At 70.1% G+C, this 17887-nt stretch carries 9 protein-coding genes and 1 pseudogene; 4 read left to right on the forward strand and 6 right to left on the reverse strand.

Features of this window, described 5'->3' with window-relative positions; genetic code table 11:
• Positions 1-4 precede the first annotated feature (4 nt).
• On the reverse strand, positions 5-4078 hold the full coding sequence (gene cobN / locus YS110_15400) for a cobaltochelatase subunit CobN (GenBank protein ID UJB66041.1): 4074 nt from the start codon (positions 4076-4078) through the stop codon (positions 5-7).
• A gap of 56 nt (positions 4079-4134) precedes the next feature.
• Positions 4135-6049, reverse strand: a pseudogene (locus YS110_15405) (TonB-dependent receptor).
• 256 nt (positions 6050-6305) lie between these two features.
• On the opposite strand from YS110_15405, the gene YS110_15410 reads away from it, so the two are divergent.
• On the forward strand, positions 6306-8351 hold the full coding sequence (locus YS110_15410; protein UJB66042.1) for a S8 family serine peptidase: 2046 nt from the start codon (positions 6306-6308) through the stop codon (positions 8349-8351).
• A gap of 10 nt (positions 8352-8361) precedes the next feature.
• Complete coding sequence (locus tag YS110_15415) at positions 8362-8835, forward strand: hypothetical protein (protein ID UJB66043.1); 474 nt, start codon at positions 8362-8364, stop codon at positions 8833-8835.
• 145 nt (positions 8836-8980) lie between these two features.
• On the opposite strand, the gene ccoG is transcribed toward YS110_15415, so the two are convergent.
• The gene (gene ccoG, locus YS110_15420) at positions 8981-10393 is read right to left on the reverse strand and encodes a cytochrome c oxidase accessory protein CcoG (protein ID UJB66044.1); all 1413 of its coding nucleotides are present in this window, start codon (positions 10391-10393) and stop codon (positions 8981-8983) included.
• Positions 10394-10437: 44 nt separating this feature from the next.
• Positions 10438-11058: a ubiquinol-cytochrome c reductase iron-sulfur subunit gene (gene petA, locus YS110_15425; protein ID UJB66045.1), complete on the reverse strand. Its 621-nt coding sequence runs from the start codon at positions 11056-11058 to the stop codon at positions 10438-10440.
• Between the two features lie 220 nt (positions 11059-11278).
• Between petA and YS110_15430 the strand changes: the two genes are divergently transcribed.
• Positions 11279-12607, forward strand: coding sequence for a sigma-54-dependent Fis family transcriptional regulator (locus tag YS110_15430; protein UJB66046.1), 1329 nt, complete (start codon positions 11279-11281; stop codon positions 12605-12607).
• Between the two features lie 58 nt (positions 12608-12665).
• The gene (locus tag YS110_15435; GenBank protein ID UJB66047.1) at positions 12666-13409 is read left to right on the forward strand and encodes a hypothetical protein; all 744 of its coding nucleotides are present in this window, start codon (positions 12666-12668) and stop codon (positions 13407-13409) included.
• Positions 13410-13429: 20 nt separating this feature from the next.
• Here the strand turns inward: YS110_15435 and YS110_15440 are convergent, their stop codons facing one another.
• Together YS110_15440 and YS110_15445 are read right to left on the reverse strand one after the other, a co-directional pair.
• Positions 13430-14356: a response regulator gene (locus YS110_15440; GenBank protein UJB66048.1), complete on the reverse strand. Its 927-nt coding sequence runs from the start codon at positions 14354-14356 to the stop codon at positions 13430-13432.
• Positions 14343-17783: a response regulator gene (locus YS110_15445; GenBank protein ID UJB66049.1), complete on the reverse strand. Its 3441-nt coding sequence runs from the start codon at positions 17781-17783 to the stop codon at positions 14343-14345. The genes YS110_15440 and YS110_15445 overlap by 14 nt, the downstream gene beginning before the upstream one ends.
• Between the last annotated feature and the right edge of the window lie 104 nt (positions 17784-17887).

Below are 17887 nucleotides of genomic sequence, written 5' to 3' on the forward strand. Positions count from 1 at the left end.
GGTTTCAGGCTCCTTGCAAGATGAGTCGGTGGGCGGCGGCGCGCTGGCGCCAGGCGCCGCCAAGGGTGAGGGCCGCCAGCAGCAGGCCGAAGGCCAGGTTGCGCAGCGGCGCGCCGGGCGGCGGCGCGTCGTCCGGCGGCGTCACGGGCTGCATCAGCAGGCCCGAGACGGGCGGCGGCGGGGCCGGTTCGGGTTCCGGCTGCGCCGCTTCCGCGGCGGGTTCGGGCGGTGGCGCGCTGTCGGCCGCGGGCGGCGCGGTGGCGGCGGGCCGGGCGGCGGCGGGCGCGTCCAGCCCGTAGCCCGCGCCGGGCTGCGCCTTGGCGCCGACCAGGGCGGCGAAGGCGGCGTTGTCGGTGCGCACGTCGAAGCGCCGCGCCAGATCGCGCCAGCGCTCCTTCAGCTCGCGCAGCGTGGCCGCGTCGGTCTGCCAGTAGCCCTGGCGCGCGGCTTCCAGCATGCGCTCCATGGTCTGCGCCAGCGCGTGCGGGTTGTTCCGCTCGAACCACTGGCGCAGGCCGAGCTGGTGCTTGTCGCGCACGTAGACGTCGGCCATCTCCTGCCACTGGTCGTCGCGCACGATCTCGCGCGCCGTCGCCGTCCAGCCCCAGAAGTTGTTGGTGGCGTCCAGCACCTGCAGCGTGCCGGCGTAGCCTTCCTTCATCAGCCCCTGGATGTAGCCGGGGTGGAACTGGCGCGTGGCCAGCTCCTTTGACAGGAACTGCGCCGCGCCCTCCACGCGCCCGGCGCCGCTGCCGCGCAGGTTGCTGATGTACAGCTCGGGCGCCTTGCCGTCGAGATGCCGCACCGCCAGCGAGATGCCGCCCAGGTACTGGAACGGGTCGTCGGTGGTGAGCATGCCGTAGAGGTTGGAGCTGCGCGAGAGCACCGCGCCCTCGGTGCCGCGCAGGTGCTCGGCGTACAGGTTCACGCCAGCGCTGCCGCCCTTTCCATCCTTCGTGCCCGCCACGCCGGCGCTGCCCCACTGCTTCTCGTCGGGGCCGTAGGCGAACTGCATTTTCGACAGGTAGAGCTGCGCCAGCTTGCGGTCGCCTTCGTCCTTGCCCTTCCAGGTATCGGTGGCCAGCGTGGCGTCGTCCAGGCCGGTGCCGTAGCGCCCGCTCTCGGACGAGAAGATGCGCGTGGCGCCGGCCTGCTCGGCGGCCTGCGCATCGGCGCCGCGCGCCACGAGCTGCTGCGCGATGCGGCGCGCGTTGGCGGCCACGGGGTTGTCGGCCTCGTTGGCGCGCGCGGCCAGCAGCGCCGCCTGGGCGAGCTGCTTCATCACGTTCGGGAAGTGGTCGCGGTACAGCCCGGTGGCCGACAGCACCACGTCCACGCGCGGGCGGCCCAGCGCCTCGCGCGGCACCAGCTGCACGCCGGTCACGCGTCCGCCTTCGTCCCACACCGGCTCCACGCCCAGGAGCCACAGCGCCTGCGCTTCGAGCAGGCCCTGGTGGCGCATGGTTTCGACCGACCACAGGCTGAACGTGAGCTTGCCCGGCTGGCGCCCGCGCAGGCGCAGGTGTTCGGCCAGCAGGTTGTCGGCGGCCTGCTTGCCGGCCTCCCACGCCTGTTTGGTGGGCACGCGCGAGGGGTCGAAGCCGTACAGGTTGCGGCCCGTGGGGTAGGCGTCGGGGTTCTTGATCGGGTCGCCGCCGTAGGAGGTGCCGATGTGCCGCCCCGCCAGCACCGCCAGCAGGCCGCGCATTTCGCCCTGCGCGCCCAGGCTGTCGTGGTACTGGCGCGCCTGCGCCAGCGCGTCGCGCAGGGCCGGGGGCAGGCCGTCCAGCGGCGCGTTGCCGATCACGTGGCGTTGCAGCAGCTGGTAGGGCGCGGTCTGCGCCAGTTGGTCCCAGGGGCCGACCAGGGCTTCGTCCAGGTCCTGCGCGGGCACGCCGGCGTGGCGCGCGGCGGCTTCCCAGAACGGGTGGCCGAGCATGAGCAGCACCGTGCCCAGGCGGTGCAGTTCCTCGGGCGCCTGGCCCAGGGTGTGCAGGCCCTGGGGCTGCGCGGTCTGCGCCAGTTCGTGCAGGTGGGTGTGCAGTTCCTGCACGAAGGCGGCGAAGTCGGCCTGCACGCGCGCCTCGGTCCAGCCCATGTCGGCGATCACGCGCTCGGCGCGCGCGGCGGCCAGCAGGTCGGCGGCCAGGCGTTCCTTGACGGCGCCTTCGTCCTGCGCCTGCCACTGGTGCAGCAGGTCGTGCATGTGCGTCAGCGCGGCGTGCAGCCCGCCGGGGGCGAAGGGCGGCGTCTGGTGGCTCACGATCACCGCGCGGCCGCGCCGCTTGGCCTGCGTGGCCTCGCCGATGTTGTCGGCGATGTAGGGGTAGGCCACCGGCAGGTCGCCCAGCGCGAGCAGCGGCGCGTCGTGCACCGACAGGCCACGCTCCTTGCCCGGCAGCCATTCCTGTGTGCCGTGCGTGCCGAAGTGCACCAGCGCGTCTGCCTGCTGCTGCGCGCGCAGCCACAGGTAGGTGGCCAGGTAGTGGTGCGGCGGCAGCGCGGTGGTGGAGTGGTAGATGGCCTTCTCCTTGTCCTGCCCCGGCTGGCCGCGCCCGGGCTGCGGCAGCAGCGTGACGTGGCCGAGCTGCAGGCGCGGAATGACGAAGAACGCCTCGCCGCCCTGGCGCAGCACCATGGGCGATTGCTCGGGCTCGCCGCCGGCGGCGCGCAGCGCGGCCTGCGTCTCGGCCGGCAGCTGGTTCAGCCAGGCGCGGTAGCGTGCCACGGGCAGGCGCGCGGCCAGGCCGTCCTGCAGCAGGGATGGGAGCAGGCCCTCGCGGTAGTTGGGCGCCAGCAGGCGCTGCAGCAGGCCGGTGAGCATGGTTTCGTCGGGCACCTCGGTGGCGTAGCCCTCGGCCTGCAGGCCGGCGAGCGTGCTGCGCAGGCTGCGCGGCACGTTCAGGAACGAGGCGCTGAGATTCTTCTCGCCTGCCGGGTAGTTCCAGAACATCACGGCCACGCGCTTGTCGGCATTGGGCTTGCGCTGCAGCTGCGCCAGGCGCAGCGCCTTGGCCACCACGGCCTGGGCCTGCGCGGCGATGGGCACCACCTGGTCGTCGCTCTTGCGCGTGGCGGCGGCCACCTGGATGTCGATCACGCCCGCGTACTCGGGCTGGGCCAGGTAGAAGGGCACGTCCATCAGCGCCACGCCGTGCGGGTCGGCGGCCCAGTCGGCCTCGCCGCCGCGGCGGTAGGGCATGGCCTGCAGCACGGGGATGCCCAGGGCGCTGAACTCGCGCCGCCGGTCCTCGCCGCTGAGCATGATCTGCGTGGTGATGAGCACGTCGGCCAGCGGCGCGCCGCTGCCCGCCGGCTGCAGCAGCCGGGTGAAGCTGCTCGGGTCCATCATGGGCGTGTAGAACGGCAGCGCCACGGCACCGCCGGCCTCGATGCGCGCGATCAGGTCGTCGATGAAATCGGTCTGCATCGACGCGATGTACTGCTGGTGCAGCGCGATGCCGATGACGGGCGGGCGCTGGCCCGGCGCGGTGCCCGCGGGCACGCCCTTCCAGCGCAGGTAGTCCTGCGCCTTGGCGAACACCAGGCCGGGCGCGCCCGGGTGGTACACGGCGGCCTTGGGGAACACGATGGGCGCGGGCAGCGCGGGTTCGGGCTGGCCGCGCAGCTGCGCCGCCAGCAGGGCGAAGAAGCCCTCGAAGTTCTGCCGCCCGCCGTTGGCGTAGTAGGCCACCAGGCGCCGCCCCACGGACTCGGGCAGGCCGCCGCCCCAGGCGGGCTGCTGGTCGTACAGCCAGGCGTGCGGCGCCTTGAGCGCGGGCAGCGCGCCCGCCAGGTGCTCGCGCACGGCGTCCTGCAGGTAGCTGTCGATGAACACCGCGTCATGCCCGCGCCACAGCCCGGCGTCGGCGTTGCGCGGCAACTGGTGCAGGTAGCGCACCTGCACGCTCAGGCCGTGCGGCCGGGCGATCTCGGCGAGCTGGCGGAACTTGCCCGCGGGCACGTTGCCGGTGGCGATGAACAGCAGCGACAGCGCGGGCTGGGCCGGGGCCTGCTGCGCCAGGGCGGTGCCCCAGCACAGCGCGAAGAGCAGGAAATGCAGCAATTTCTTTAGCATCGAATATGCCTCCAACGCTTGCCAGGAAAGCGCTGGCAGCTATCAAGTCGGGAGTCCTAGAAGTCCAGGCGGGCGTTCACGAACAGGCGCCGCCCTTGCTCGGCGTAGCCGAAGCCGGGCGACTTTTCCGCCAGGCGCAGGTCGCCGATGTTCTGCAGGCCGGTGCGCAGGTGCAGCGTGCGCCCGCCGCCCATGCTCCAGGCGCGGCCCAGGCTGGCGTTCCACAGCGTGTAGGCCGGCAGGCGTTCGCCGCTGCTGGTCTGGCTGCCGGTGTAGTCCAGGCCCAGTTGCGCCTGCCAGCCGGCCACGCGCCATGCCAGGCGCGAGGAGGCGCTGGTGCGCGGGCGGTCGGACAGCGCCTCGCCCGTGGTCTTGTCGCGCGTGCGCAGCAGCGTGGCGTCGGTGCTCCACTGCAGCGCGGGCGTCACGTCCCAGGCCACGCCGGCCTCCAGGCCCTGGATGCGCGCGGCGTCCACGTTGTCGTACAGGTAGATGCGGCGCGAGCCTTCCTGCTTGACGAGGCGGTAGGTGATGAGCTGCTTCACGTCGGTGTGGAAGAACGTGGCGCGCAGCGCCAGACCCGGCAGAGCCTGCCAGTCGGCGCCGATCTCGAAGGCGTTCGAGGTCTCGGGCCTGATGCTGGCGTTGCCCATGAAGGTATGCGGCCCTTCGGCCCCCACGTAGTTGGGCGAGATCTGCTTCAGCGTGGGCGCCTTGAACGCGTGGCCGTAGCCGCCCTTGACGACCAGTTGCGGGCTGGCTTCCCACACCAGGTAGGCGCGCGGGCTGATTTCGGAGCCGAAGATCTCGTGGTGGTCGGCGCGCAGCCCCAGCGTGGCCAGCAGGTTCTTGCCGAGGGCGAATTCGTCCTGCGCGAACAGCGCCTTGTGCGTGGCGTTGTCGCTGCCATTCTTCAGCCCGGCGTTGACCAGTTCCTCGTTGCGCCACTCGCCGCCGAAGGTGACCTGGTGCGCTCCCCAGCGCGTGGTGGCGTGGCCGTCGACCACGTTGTCGCGCATGTCCTGCGGGCGGGTGGGGGCCACGCCATTGGTGCGTTCGTTGCGCACGTTCATTTCGCTGCGGTAGGCACGCACCTGGGCGCGCCAGCCGTCCCATTCGCCCTTCCAGCCGGCATGGGCCTGGCGGCGCGTGAGGTCGTAGCGGTTCTCGTAGGCTGCCTTGGCGCTGTTCACATCGTCGTACAGGCGCTGCTCCTTGCCGTCCACGGCGCCCAGCTCCAGCGTGTGGCCAGGGGCCAGCCGCCATTCGGCGTTCAGGCCCAGGCTGCGCGGGCGGCTGCCTTCGAGTTCGCTGACGCGCGGGTCCGCCGCCTCGGCCACGGTGCCGCGGTAGCCGCCCTCGGCCTGCACCGACAGGCGCACGCGCTCGCCCAGCGGCGTACAGCGAGGCGCGCGCGGCATGCGCCGCGCTGTCGGACTGTGCCGGCAGCGTGCCCGCCAGGCCCAGCGAGCCGGTCCAGCGGTCGCCGGGCTTTTTCGGGATCAGGTTGACCACGCCGCCCAGCGCCTCGGAGCCGTACAGCGCCGACAGCGGGCCGCGGATGACCTCCACGCGCTCGATGGCCGAGATGGGCAGCCAGCCGTACTGGTAGTCCGAGTGGCCGATCACGTCGTCGCTGGCGCTGATGCGCCGTCCGTCGATCAGCGTCAGCGTGTGCTTGCCCTCCAGGCCGCGCAGCGCCAGCGTCTTGCGCCCGCCCACCTGGCGCGCGCTGAACGTGATGCCGGGCGTATCGCGCACGGCGTCCAGCAGGTCGGCGGCGTTGCGCTCGGCGAGCGCTTCGGCGGTGATGACGGTGACGCTGGCGGGCGCGGTGCGCGCATCCTGTTCGGTCATCGTGGCCGTGATGGTGACGGCGGGCAGGGGCTGCGGCGCGGCTTCTTGCGCGAGCGCGGGCAGGGCGAACATGGCCGCCAGGGCGGCGGCGCGGGTCAGGGCTGGGGCGGGCATGGGGGTTCTTGCAGGCAGGCAGAACCGCGGTGGCTGGACGCGCGAAGGCGTGGGCTGGGCGGGTACGGGATGCGGATAAATTAAAAGAAGTAGGAACAATTCGTATTATGAATTATTGTGGCTTTGCCCTCCCGGAGGGGTGATCTGCATCAACTCCCCACGTGCAACAAAAAACTTGACCCTGCAACAGCGCCCGGTAACCTGCCGCTCCATCGCCCTCGGAGGCGATTCTTGATCCAGCAGAAAAGGAGCAGTAATGCGTCATACAACAAAGCCAGGCCGCGCCGCGCGGCGCCTGCGCATCGGGCTGATGCCGCTGGTGGCGGCGGCCATGGTGGCCTGCGGCGGAGACGGCGGTTCGGACCCCGCCCCCACCCCCACGTGCCCTGAAACCGGCCCCTACGCCTGCAAGAGCGGCGAGACGGAGCCGCTCTACACCTTCCAGTGGGCGCTGAACTACCTGCAGAGCTACTTCCAGGGCAAGGCAGACGAGGCGGCCTTTGGCGGTGGCATCGACCTGAACGTGGAGCCCGTGCACCGCCAGGGCATCAAGGGCCAGGGCGTGAACGTGCTGGTGATCGACACCGGCGTGGACCTGGGCCACGAAGACCTGCTGGCCAACGCCGACTACGACATGTCGTGGAACTTCCTGACCGGGCAGAACGACCCCAGCCCGCTGCTCACCCCCAAGAAGGAAGCGCACGGCACCAACGTGGCGGGCATGATCGGCGCGGCGCAGAACGGCAAGGGCGTGATGGGCATGGCGCCGCTGGCCAGGCTCGGCGGTGTGCCGCTGATCGATACGGGCGGGGACGTCACCGAGGAAAACTTCCTGGATGCCTATGGCGGCGCTGCCTGGTCGCGCAAGGCGCATGTGATCAACGGCTCCTACGGCGGCGACGCCGACGCGGCGCCTTACGGCGATGCCGATCAGGCGGCGGTGCGCGGGCTCAAGGCGCTGCGCGACGGCAAGGGCATCGTGTTCGTCAAGTCGGCGGGCAACGAATTCGACGCTGTCGGTCTGAGTGAAGACACGTCTGCCGACTGCGGCGTCCTGGCCGGCGCCTACGGCTGCGTGAACTCCGGCAATGACACGACGAACCTGGAGCCCAACGTCATCGTCACCGCCGCGCTCAACGCCAAGGGCCAGGCTTCGAGCTACAGCAGCACCGGCCCGGTGCTGTGGATCACCGGCATGGGCGGGGAGTACGCCAGTGCAGGCCAGTACGGCGAGCTGTCCCGCCTCGGCGCCGAGCAGATCGCCCAGGGCCGCGCGGGCGATGGGCCGACCATCTTTTCCACCGACATCCGCTCCTGCACCGAGGGCTACAGCCGCAGCGACGCCAATCCCGAGAAAACCAACGCCTTCATGCGCGGCGTGAGCGAGCGCGTGCCCGGGGTGAAGGACAACCCGAACTGCGACTACAGCACCATGAACGGCACCTCGTCCGCCGCGCCCACCATCAGCGGCGTGGTGGCGCTCATGCTCAGTGCCAACCCGGCGCTGACCTGGCGCGACGTGCGCGACATCCTGCGCCAGTCGGCGCGCGTGGTGGACGAAGGCTACGAAAAGCGCACGCGCAGCTTCCGCGCCCCGCGCCAGGACAAGCCGCACGCCGGCCTGTTCGACCTGCAGGCCAACGCCCTGCTGCCCCAGGCCGCCGACAAGAGCCAGATCGCCCCCGGCGCCACCCAGGTGCCGGTGGAGCTGGGCTGGCAGACCAACGCGGCGGGCTACCGCTACTCCAACTGGTACGGCTTCGGCGTGCCTGACGCCGCCAAGGCCGTCGAGCTGGCGCAGCTCTACAAGAAGGAGCCGGCACGCAGCCGCAGCGCGCAGCAGGCCGTGCCGGAGTTCACCGCCGTGGCCGACCTGAAGGGCTTCGAGTACCAGAAGGTCAGCCTGCTGGGCACCTTCCAGGGCAGCGGCCAGACCGTGGACCAGTTCCAGGTGCGCCTGACGGGCGCCGCGCTGTGCCTGGGCTCGCTGGGCATCGCGGTGGAGTCGCCCTCGGGCACCAAGTCGCTGCTGAAGATGCCGCTCGATCACTTCGCGCACCCGCTGCGCGCCGTGGCCGCGTTCACCGGCTATGGCCTGGGCAGCTATGCCTTCCACGGGGAAAATGCCCAGGGCACCTGGAAAATCTACGCCGTGGCATCCAACCCGCGCCTGAACCCCGCCGACTGGAGCGCCGCCGACGGCTGGAGCACCGCCACCACCACCTGCGCCGCCGCCCCCGCCGACGGCGCCACCGCCCCGCAAGCCACGCTGCAAGTGCAGGCGCGGGTTATCGCTCAGTGAGGAGTCTTCGATGCAATTGCGTTTCCAACCCTACGTGCTGGCGCTGTGCGCCTGCGTCTGCATGAGCGCCCAGGCGCAAACCGCCCCCGCCCTGGCGCCCGGCCAGCAGCTGAATGCGCAGCAGCTCCAGGCCATGGGCCCGCTGCAGAGCGTGGACATCGGCGGGCAGAAGTACCGCGTGCTGCCGGCGCAGAAAGCCGGCGGCGATGGCCGCGCCTCCTACCTGGTGGACGCCAGCGGCAAGGTCGGCCGCACCTTCCACGAGGTGCTCATCGTCGGCCTGCCCACGGCGCAGGTGCGCCAGCAGCTCGGCGCCAGCCTGTCGCAGGCCCAGGCGGTGAAGTACTACGAGCACACCCAGACCACGCTGCTGCGCTACGCCACGCTGGAGCAGGCCGCGGCCGCGCAGGCGCAGATCAGCGCGGCCCTGCCGGGCGCCACGGTGCACCTGCCGGTGCGCTTCAGCCAGCCGCAGCTGCATTGATGCATCTGAGTTGCTCTTGTCTTGATAGCTGCTTGCGCTTGATGGGCAAGGGCTGGAGCCCGATTTCTATCGGATTCCATAAAAAAGCGGCTGCCAGCGCTCACCCCTTTGCGCGCTGGCAGCCGTAAGAAACCCTTGCGGCGCTTTACCGGGGCACCAGGAACACCGACTTCTCGGTCACATGCGCCGCGCCTTGTACCGCCTGCACCTCGAAGTGCACCGTGTGCGAGCCCTCGGCGGCGCTGCCGTAGGGAATGCGCAGCAGCACCGGCACCCAGCGCGACTCGGCGGGGCCGATCTCCACCTCGGGCTCCGATGCCACCGTCAGCCCCTCCAGCCCGCTGGCGCCGATGCGGTAGCGCTGCGGCGCCTCGGTGGCGTTCATGATCTGCAGGCGGTACACGTTCTCCAGCTGGCCGCCCGCCACCAGGCGCGAGAGCGCGGCGCGGTCGCGCACCACGTCCACCTTCAGCGGCACGCGCAGACTCAGGCTGGTGAGCAGCGCCACGCTCAGGCCCAGCAGCACCGTGGTGTAGAACAGCACGCGCGGGCGCAGCACGCGGCGCACCATCTGCGCGCTGCTCCAGCGCTGGAGCATGCCGTTCTGCGTGGCGTAGCGGATCAGGCCGCGCGGGTAGCTCACCTTGTCCATCACGCTGTTGCAGGCGTCCACGCACAGGCCGCAGCCGATGCACTCGTACTGCAGGCCGTTGCGGATGTCGATGCCCGTGGGGCACACCTGCACGCACAGCGAGCAGTCGATGCAGTCGCCCAGGCCGGCGGCCTTCGGGTCCACCTTCTTGCTGCGCGCGCCGCGCGGCTCGCCGCGCTCGGTGTCGTAGGTGACGATGAGCGTGTCCTTGTCGAACATGGCGCTCTGGAAGCGCGCGTACGGGCACATGTACTTGCACACCTGCTCGCGCATGTGGCCGGCGAAGCCGTAGGTGGCGAAGCTGTAGAAGAACACCCAGAACAGCTGCCAGGTGCCCTGCAGCGCCATGATTTCGCCGCCGAGCTGGCGGATGGGCACGAAGAAGCCCACGAAGGTGAAGCCCGTCCACAGCGCCACGACGATCCAGGCGATCTGCTTCAGGCCCTTGCGCCAGAGCTTCTCCCACGAGGTCCAGGGCGCCTTGTCCAGCCGCATGCGCGTGCTGCGGTCGCCCTCGATGCGGTTCTCCAGCCACATGAAGATCTCGGTATAGACCGTCTGCGGGCACGAGAAGCCGCACCACAGCCGCCCGGCCACGGCGGTGAACAGGAACAGCGACAGCGCCGAGATGATGAGCAGGCCCGTGAGGTAGATGAAATCCTGCGGGTACAGCACCAGCCCGAACAGGTAGAAGCGCCGCGCGCCCAAGTCGAACAGCACCATCTGGCGCTCGCCCCACTGCAGCCACGGCAGGCCGTAGAACACCAGCTGCGTGAGGAACACCAGCACCCAGCGCCAGCGGTTGAACACGCCGTCGATGGCGCGCGGGTAGACCTTGTTCTTGGCCTGGTACAGGGGAATGAACTTGCCTTGGGGTGGCTGCTGCTGGGGGGCGGGTGTTGTCATGGTGGGCTTGGTGTTGTTATGGGGGCGAAAGCAGGGGAAGCGCGTCAGCCTTGGGCGTCTTCCCCGATGAGCAGCCGCGTGGCGCTCAGGAACTGGTGCGGCGGAACCTCCAGGTTCGTCGGGGCGGGCTTGTTGCGGTACACCCTGCCGGCATTGTCGAAGGTGGAGCCGTGGCAGGGGCAGAAAAACCCACCGTCCCAGTCGGCGCCCAGGTTGCCCAGCGCGCCGCCCGCCGGCACCTGCGTGGGCGAGCAGCCCAGGTGCGTGCAGATGCCCACGGCCACGAAGATCTCGGGCTGGATCGAGCGGTGCGCGTTGCGCGCGTAGGCGGGCTGCTGGTCCTTGTTCGACGCGGGGTCGGCCAGCGCCGCGTCGTGCTGCGCCAGCGCCTGCAGCATCTCGGGCGTGCGCCGCAGGATCCACACCGGCTTGCCGCGCCACTCCACCGTCACCATCTCTCCGGGCGCCAGGGTGCTGATGTCCACCTCCACCGCCGCGCCCTGCGCGCGGGCGCGCTCGCTCGGCGCGAAGCTGGAGGCGAACGGCACCGCCGCCGCCACGGCGGCCACGGCGCCCGCGGCGGCGGTGGCCTGGATCATGGTGCGCCGCTCGGCATCGGTGGCACGGGGGGCAGCGGGCGGTGGCGGGAGGGCATGGGCGGTCATGGCGTATTCCTTGGGTCGTCGAACAGTCCCTTGCTTCAACTCAAGACTCGTGCCAGCCTGGCCGGTGCCACGGCACGGCAAAAAAGCCATGCCCAGCAACGGCTTGCGCCCCTGGTGGCACACGCCGGTGACAGGGATGGTGTCAAAATGGCGGCAACTGCTGCCATGAACGGCACTCCATGGCAGTGCCACCACGCCACGCGCCGCCGCGCCCGCCCGCATGCACCCGTCCCCGCCCCTGCCCGAAACCATGACCGCCTGGCTCGAATCGCTGCCCGAGCCGCACATCCTGTTCGACCGGCACTACCGCATCCTCGCCGCCAACGCCGCCTACCTGCGCCAGTACGGCCAGGGGCGGCCCGTGCTGGGGCGCACCTGCCACGAGGTCTCGCACCACTCCAGCGTGCCCTGCGACCAGGCGGGCGAGAGCTGCCCGCTGGCGCGCGCGCTGCAAAGCCGCCAGCGCGAGCGCGTGCTGCACCTGCACCACACGCGCAGCGGCGAGGACTACGTGCAGATCGAACTGCTGCCGCTGCGCGGCCCGGGCGGGCAACTGCAGTACTTCCTGGAGAAGATGGAGCCGCTGCCCATCTCCAGCGGCTGCGGCGCGGCGGGCGGCGCGCAGGGCATGATCGGGCGCAGCCCGGCGTTCCAGGCGGTGCGCGAGCTGATCGCGCGCGTCGGCCCCTCGCAGGCCAGCGTGCTGCTGCTGGGCGAATCGGGCACCGGCAAGGAGCTGGCCGCGCGCGCCGTGCACGAGGCCAGCACCCGCGCCGCGCGCGCGCTCGTGGTGGTCGATTGCGCCAGCCTGCCCGAGACCCTGTTCGAGAGCGAGCTCTTCGGCCATGAGAAGGGCGCCTTCACCGGCGCGCACGCCGCGCGCGCCGGGCTGGTCGAGGCCGCGCACGGCGGCACGCTGTTCCTCGACGAAGTGGGCGACATTCCGCTGTCCATGCAGGTCAAGCTGCTGCGCCTGCTCGAAGGCGGCACCTACCGGCGCGTGGGCCAGACCGAGCTGCGCCGCGCCGACATCCGCCTCGTGGCCGCCACCCACCGCGACCTGCGCGCCATGGTGCGCGAGGGGCGCTTCCGCCAGGACCTGTACTACCGCCTCAGCACCTTCCCCATCCAGCTGCCCGCGCTGCGCGAGCGCGCGCAGGACATACCGCTGCTGGCCGAGTCGCTGCTGCAGCGCGTGGCGCCCGGGCGCCGCCTCACGCTCGCGCCCGCGGCGCTGCGCTGCCTGGCGCAGCACCCGTTCCCGGGCAACGTGCGCGAGCTGCGCAACGTGCTGGAGCGCGCCGCGCTGCTGGCCGACGGCGACACCCTCACCGCCCCCGCCGTGGCGCGCGCGCTGTCGTTCGACCAGGGCGCGCGCGCGCCCGAGCCCCCTGGCGGCGCCGCGCCCGGCGCCGACCTGCGCAGCCTGGAGGCGGCGGCCCTGCGCAGCGCGCTGCAAACCCCGGGCCGCACGCGCCGCGAACTGGCGCAGGCCCTGGGCATCAGCCCGCGCACCCTCTACCGCAAGCTGCGTGCGCTGCAGCTTTGATAGCTGCTGGCGCTTTCTGGCAAAGGGCTGGGGCGGTTTTTTGCTGATAATGGCCGCCATGCCCCGCCGCCCCCGCTCCTGCGCCCCCGCCGCCAGCACCGTGCTGGCCCTGGCGCTGCTGGGCGCCTGCGCTGCGCCCGCGCCCACGCACAAGGGCGAGGTCCAGGGCGCCGAGGCCAGCACGCAGGAGTGGGGCCAGTCGGACATCAACCGCGTCGCCACCATCGCCATGCGCGAGAATCTGCAGGCCCTGTACCGCCTGGCCGACAAGCTCTACCGCCGCAACCCCGCCGAATGGCGCAAGGGCGGCGCGCCGGGCCGCGACGAGGCCGTGGTGCGCCTGCGCGCCGCCATCGAGCAGCGCAGCGGCTGGGCGCCGCTGCAGCAGCGCCGCGACATCGACGCGCTGGCCCTGGCCCTGTCGCCCGAGTACGCCGACGACCGCGTGGCCGCCTTCATCCACGCCGTGGCCGACATGCTGATCGCCGCGCACGGCGGCAAGACCGAGTTCTTCCTCATCGACGGGCTGGACGCGCAGCACCTCTACAACGCCGCGCGCAACCTGGAGACGGCGGTGTGGATGCTGGCGCAGCGCCGCAACGCCCGGGGCGGCCCGCTGCTGCTGGCCGACGAAATCAACGCCCAGGAGCGCAACCTGAGCTACGAGCGCGAGTTCGGCAAGATCATCGCGCGGCTGGACTTGCTGGCCCAGGTCACCACCGAGAAGTACCGCCGCGCCGTCATCGGCTATGTGCAGGGGCTGGCGGGGGGCACGTTTTTGCAGTTCCTGCCGGTGCGGTAGCTGCCGGGGTCCCGCCCTCGTCACTCCGCCCGGGGGGCTGCTGTCAGCAATTGGCCGGCAATGGCCGCGGCGGCGGTGCGCGTTTCCACGCCGAGTTTTTCGAAGATGTGCTCCAGGTGCTTGTTGACCGTGCGCGGGCTCATACCCAGGATGTCGGCGATGTCGCGGTTGGTCTTGCCCTTGCTCAACCATGAGAGCACCTCGGTCTCGCGCGGCGTGAGCGCGGCCTGCTGCAGCGTGCGTGCGGCTTTGGCCTGGGGCGTCGCGTGGCTGAGCAGCAAGATGGATTCCCCCAGGCCGCTGGCGCCCATGTGGCGTGCCAGCAGCTGCTGGCCGTTGGCCAGGGCAAGGGTTCGCTGGCCTTCCTCGCGGGCCTGCGCCAGCCAGGCGTCGGCGCTGTCCTGGACAAACGCGTCTTCCAGCCAGCGTGAGGCCTGGGGGGAGCGCCAGGCGACTCGGTTCAGGCTGTCCAGAACCACGACCCCCAGGCCCGCGACATCGACAGCTTCCTGGGCCTGGCGCGCTGTTCGGGCATTGCGCACATGGGTGGCCAGGCGCGCCAGGACCTCAGGAATGCGCAGGGGCTTGACCACGTAGTCCACCCCGCCAGCAGCGAAGCCTTCCACGATCTGCGCGGTTTCCGACAGCCCGGTCATGAAGACCACCGGCACATGGGCCCAGGGCGGAGTGGCTTTGAGATGGCGGCACAGCGTGAACCCATCCATGCCGGGCATGACGGCATCCAGCAGCACGCCATCTGGCACGGTGAGGCTGAAGCGTTGCAGGGCTTCCTCGGCATCGCGTGCCGAGAGCACGGTGTAGCCCTCCGCCGCCAGGGCATCGCACAGCATGCGCAGGCTGTCCAGCGCGTCGTCCACCACCAGGATGACATGGGCGGTGCGAGGGGTGGTGCTGCCGGGGGGCAGCAGGGGCTCATTCCTGGGCATCGGTATCTTCTTCCTCGGGGGACGGGAGCAGGCGCAGCAGGCCTTCGAAATCGAACCGGTCCGCGCAGGCCTGCAGTGCGGGCCACAGCAGTGTTTGCTGGGGAAAGGCCTGGCGGGCCTGCTGCACGCGCGCACGCAAGGCCGCACCTTGCCCCAGGCGCGCCAGCCGCACCAGGTCTTCGTACAGCGCGGCGGGCAAGGGGGCCGGCCTTGCGGGGGGCGGGGCAGGGGCCGGCAGTGCCGGCGCCATCGGGCGGTTGTCGCACACCCACTCCAGCTGTAGTACGCGCTCCAGGGTTTGCAGTAGCTCGGATTCGATCACCGGCTTGGCGACGAATCCCTGGCACTGGGCGCTGGACAGGCGTGCGGGCTCGTTGTCGAACAAGTTGGCTGAAACGAACACCACGGGCAACTGGCTGGCTGACCAGCGCGTGCGCAGCAGGGCTGCGGTTTGCCAGCCATCCAGGTCGTCCATGCTGATGTCCAGCAGAACCAGGTCCGGGTGGGCCTGCTCCACGGTCTCGAGGCATTCGCGCCCGCTGGCGGCCTCCCGGATGTCAAAGCCCAGCGGCACCAGCAGGCCTGCCAGGAGCTGGCGCTGCAGCGGCTGGTCATCCACTACCAGCAACGTGCGCCGTGGGGCCAGGTAGCCAATGACCGCGTGCAGCGGCGATGTTGTTTTGGGGGGCTCCCAGGCGGCGTCGGGCGCGATGTCCGGAAGGTAGAGCCGCACGCTGAAGCTGCTGCCCTCGCCTGGCGTACTGCAGAGCGTGAGCTGGCCGCCCATGAGCTCGGTCAGCAGGTGCGTGATGGTCAGGCCCAGGCCCGTGCCCGCATCGCTGATGCGCCGCCCGGCGCTGCCGCGCTCGAAGGGAACGAAGATGCGCTCCATGTCTTGTGGTTCGATACCGATGCCCGTGTCGATGACCTCAATGCGTGCGACATGGGTGCGAAAGTCCATGCGCAGCCGCACTTCGCCGCGCAAGGTGAAGCGCACCGCGTTGGACAGCAGGTTGATCAGGATCTGGCGCAGCCGCTTGGCATCCGCGCGTACCCAGCGCGGCATGCTTCCCAGGGTTTCCATGGTGAATCCCAGTCCTTTGGCCTGGGCCTGGGGGCGCATCATGGCCTCGATGCTGTCTATCAGTTCCGGCAGGGGTAGCGGGGCGAGGTCCAGGCGCAGGCGGCCTGCCTCGATACGCGCCAGCTCCAGCGATCCGTCAATCAGCGCACGCAAGTGGTGTCCGCTTTGTTGGATGGTCGAGAGCGTCTCGCGCACCGGACTGCCTACCTCGGGGTTTTTTAGCAGGATCTGGGTGTAGCCCAAGATGCTGTTGAGGGGGGAGCGCAGCTCGTGCGTCATGCCAGCGACGTACCGGGTCTTGGCCTGGCTGGCCTGCTCGGCAAATTCCTTGGCCGATTGCAGCTCGGCATCGGTGCGTTTGTGTGCCGCGATTTCCTGCAGCAGCAACTGGGTTTGGCGCTCCGACTCGTCCTGGGCCATGCGCCGGCTGTCCGTGCTCAAAACCACCCACCAGGCCACTACTGCGGACAACAGCGCCAGAAGGGCAAACACCTTGAGGAAGGGCAGGCGCAGCGTGTCCGCTGGGGTGTGCAGGCTTTCCTGCATGTAGACCACGCTGACCAGAAAGGCCATGACAGCGCACAGCGACAGCATGACCACCAGGTATTTCCCGATACGGAAGTTGATCGGGTTGGACCAACGTGGCGGCAGCACAAGGGCGGCCAGGATGCGCAACTGGTCACCCGCGCGCGAGCCGGGTTTGCAGCGGTCATGGCAGCGGGACTCGAGGGTGCAGCACAGGGAGCAAATGGCGGCACCGTAGGCGGGGCAGCGTGCCATGTCTTCGGACTCGAAACGGTTCTGGCACACCGCGCATTGCACCATTTCGCCCGCGGGCCATTGGCCTGCATCCGAGCGTGCGATGTAGTAGCGGCCGCCCGTCGCCCAGGCCAGCAGCGGCGCCAGGACCATCGAAAGGCCTAGCGCAATGAAGGGCGAAAATGCAGCCGCCGTCGCGCCGAGCAAACCGGCGTGGGCACTGCAGGCGACGCCTGCGGCCACCAGCATGGCGCCCATGCCGACCGGGTTGAAGTCGTAGAGATACGCGCGGCGGAACTCGATGCCGGGTGGCGACAGGCCCAGGGGCTTGTTGATGACCAGATCCGCCACCAGGGCGCCCACCCAGGCAATGGCGACGTTGCTGTAGATTGCCAGCACTTTTTCCAGTGCCCCAAATACGCCCAGGCTCATGAGCAGCGTGGCGATGAGCACATTGAAAATCAGCCAGACCACCCGCCCCGGATGGCTGCGTGTGAGGCGTGCGAATACGTTGGACCAGGCCAGCGAGCCCGCGTAGGCGTTGGTGAGATTGATCTTCACCTGGGAAACCACGACGTACACCACGGTGACGGCGACGGCCAGTCCGGGCGGGCCCAGGGTGTGCATGACCTGCTGGAAGCCCGCCAGGTACATTTGCGTGGGCTCCATGGTGCGGGCCACATCCACCTCCAGCTGCAGGGCCGCAAATCCCAGGAAAGCGCCCCCCGCCATCTTGAGCATGCCCATAACGATCCACCCAGGCCCGGCAACCAGCACCGCGCCCCACCAGCGCAGCCGGTTGGCGTGCGTGCGTGGCGGCAGGAAGCGCAGGAAGTCCACCTGTTCACCAATTTGCACGACCAGGGCAAAGATCACGGCTGCTGCCGCGCCGAACATCAGTGGATCGAACTGGCTGCTCCCCGAGCGCAGGCCCGATAGCCCGGCGAAGTCGCGGTACAGCTGCGGCTGGGTCAATGCGATCCAGGCAAAGGGCAGCAGCAGCAGGAACAGCCACAGCGGCTGGGTCCAGGCCTGAAGACGGGAGATCAGCGTGATGCCGCGCATGGCCAGCGGGATGATGATCAGCGAGGACAGCACATAGCACCACGCCAGCGGCCAGTCCACGAGCATCTGCAGTGCCAGCGCCATGATGGCTGCTTCCAGGGCAAAGAGGATGAAGGTGAACACCGCGTAGATCAGCGAGGTGATGGTTGACCCCAGGTAGCCGAACCCCGCGCCGCGCGTGAGCAAGTCCATGTCCAGCCCGTGGCGCGCGGCATAGACGGCGATGGGAAAGCTGGTAAGAAAGATGATCAGCCCGACCACCAGGATGGCCCACATGGCGTTGGCAAAGCCGTAGTTCAGCGCGATGGCCCCGCCGATGGCTTCAAGCGCCAGGAACGACAAAGAGCCGAACGCGGTGTTCGCCACGCGCAGTTCACTCCAGCGGCGAAAGCTCCGCGGGGTGTAGCGCAGTGCGTAGTCCTCCATGGACTCGTCGGCAACCCAGGCGTTGTATTCGCGCCGGAAGCGAAAGATGGTTTGCGGTGCGGCCGAGGCGTTTGGGGGACTGGCGGATTGCATGGGAGCGCACAAGCAAAAACCGTGCGTACCCCATGCCCGAGAGCGGTTGCCGGCAGGGCGAAGGATCTCGGGGCTACGTCAATTGACGTATGGGCAGAGGCAAG

This window comes from Acidovorax sp. YS12, from assembly GCA_021496925.1.
Taxonomy (GTDB): Bacteria; Pseudomonadota; Gammaproteobacteria; order Burkholderiales; family Burkholderiaceae_C; genus Paenacidovorax.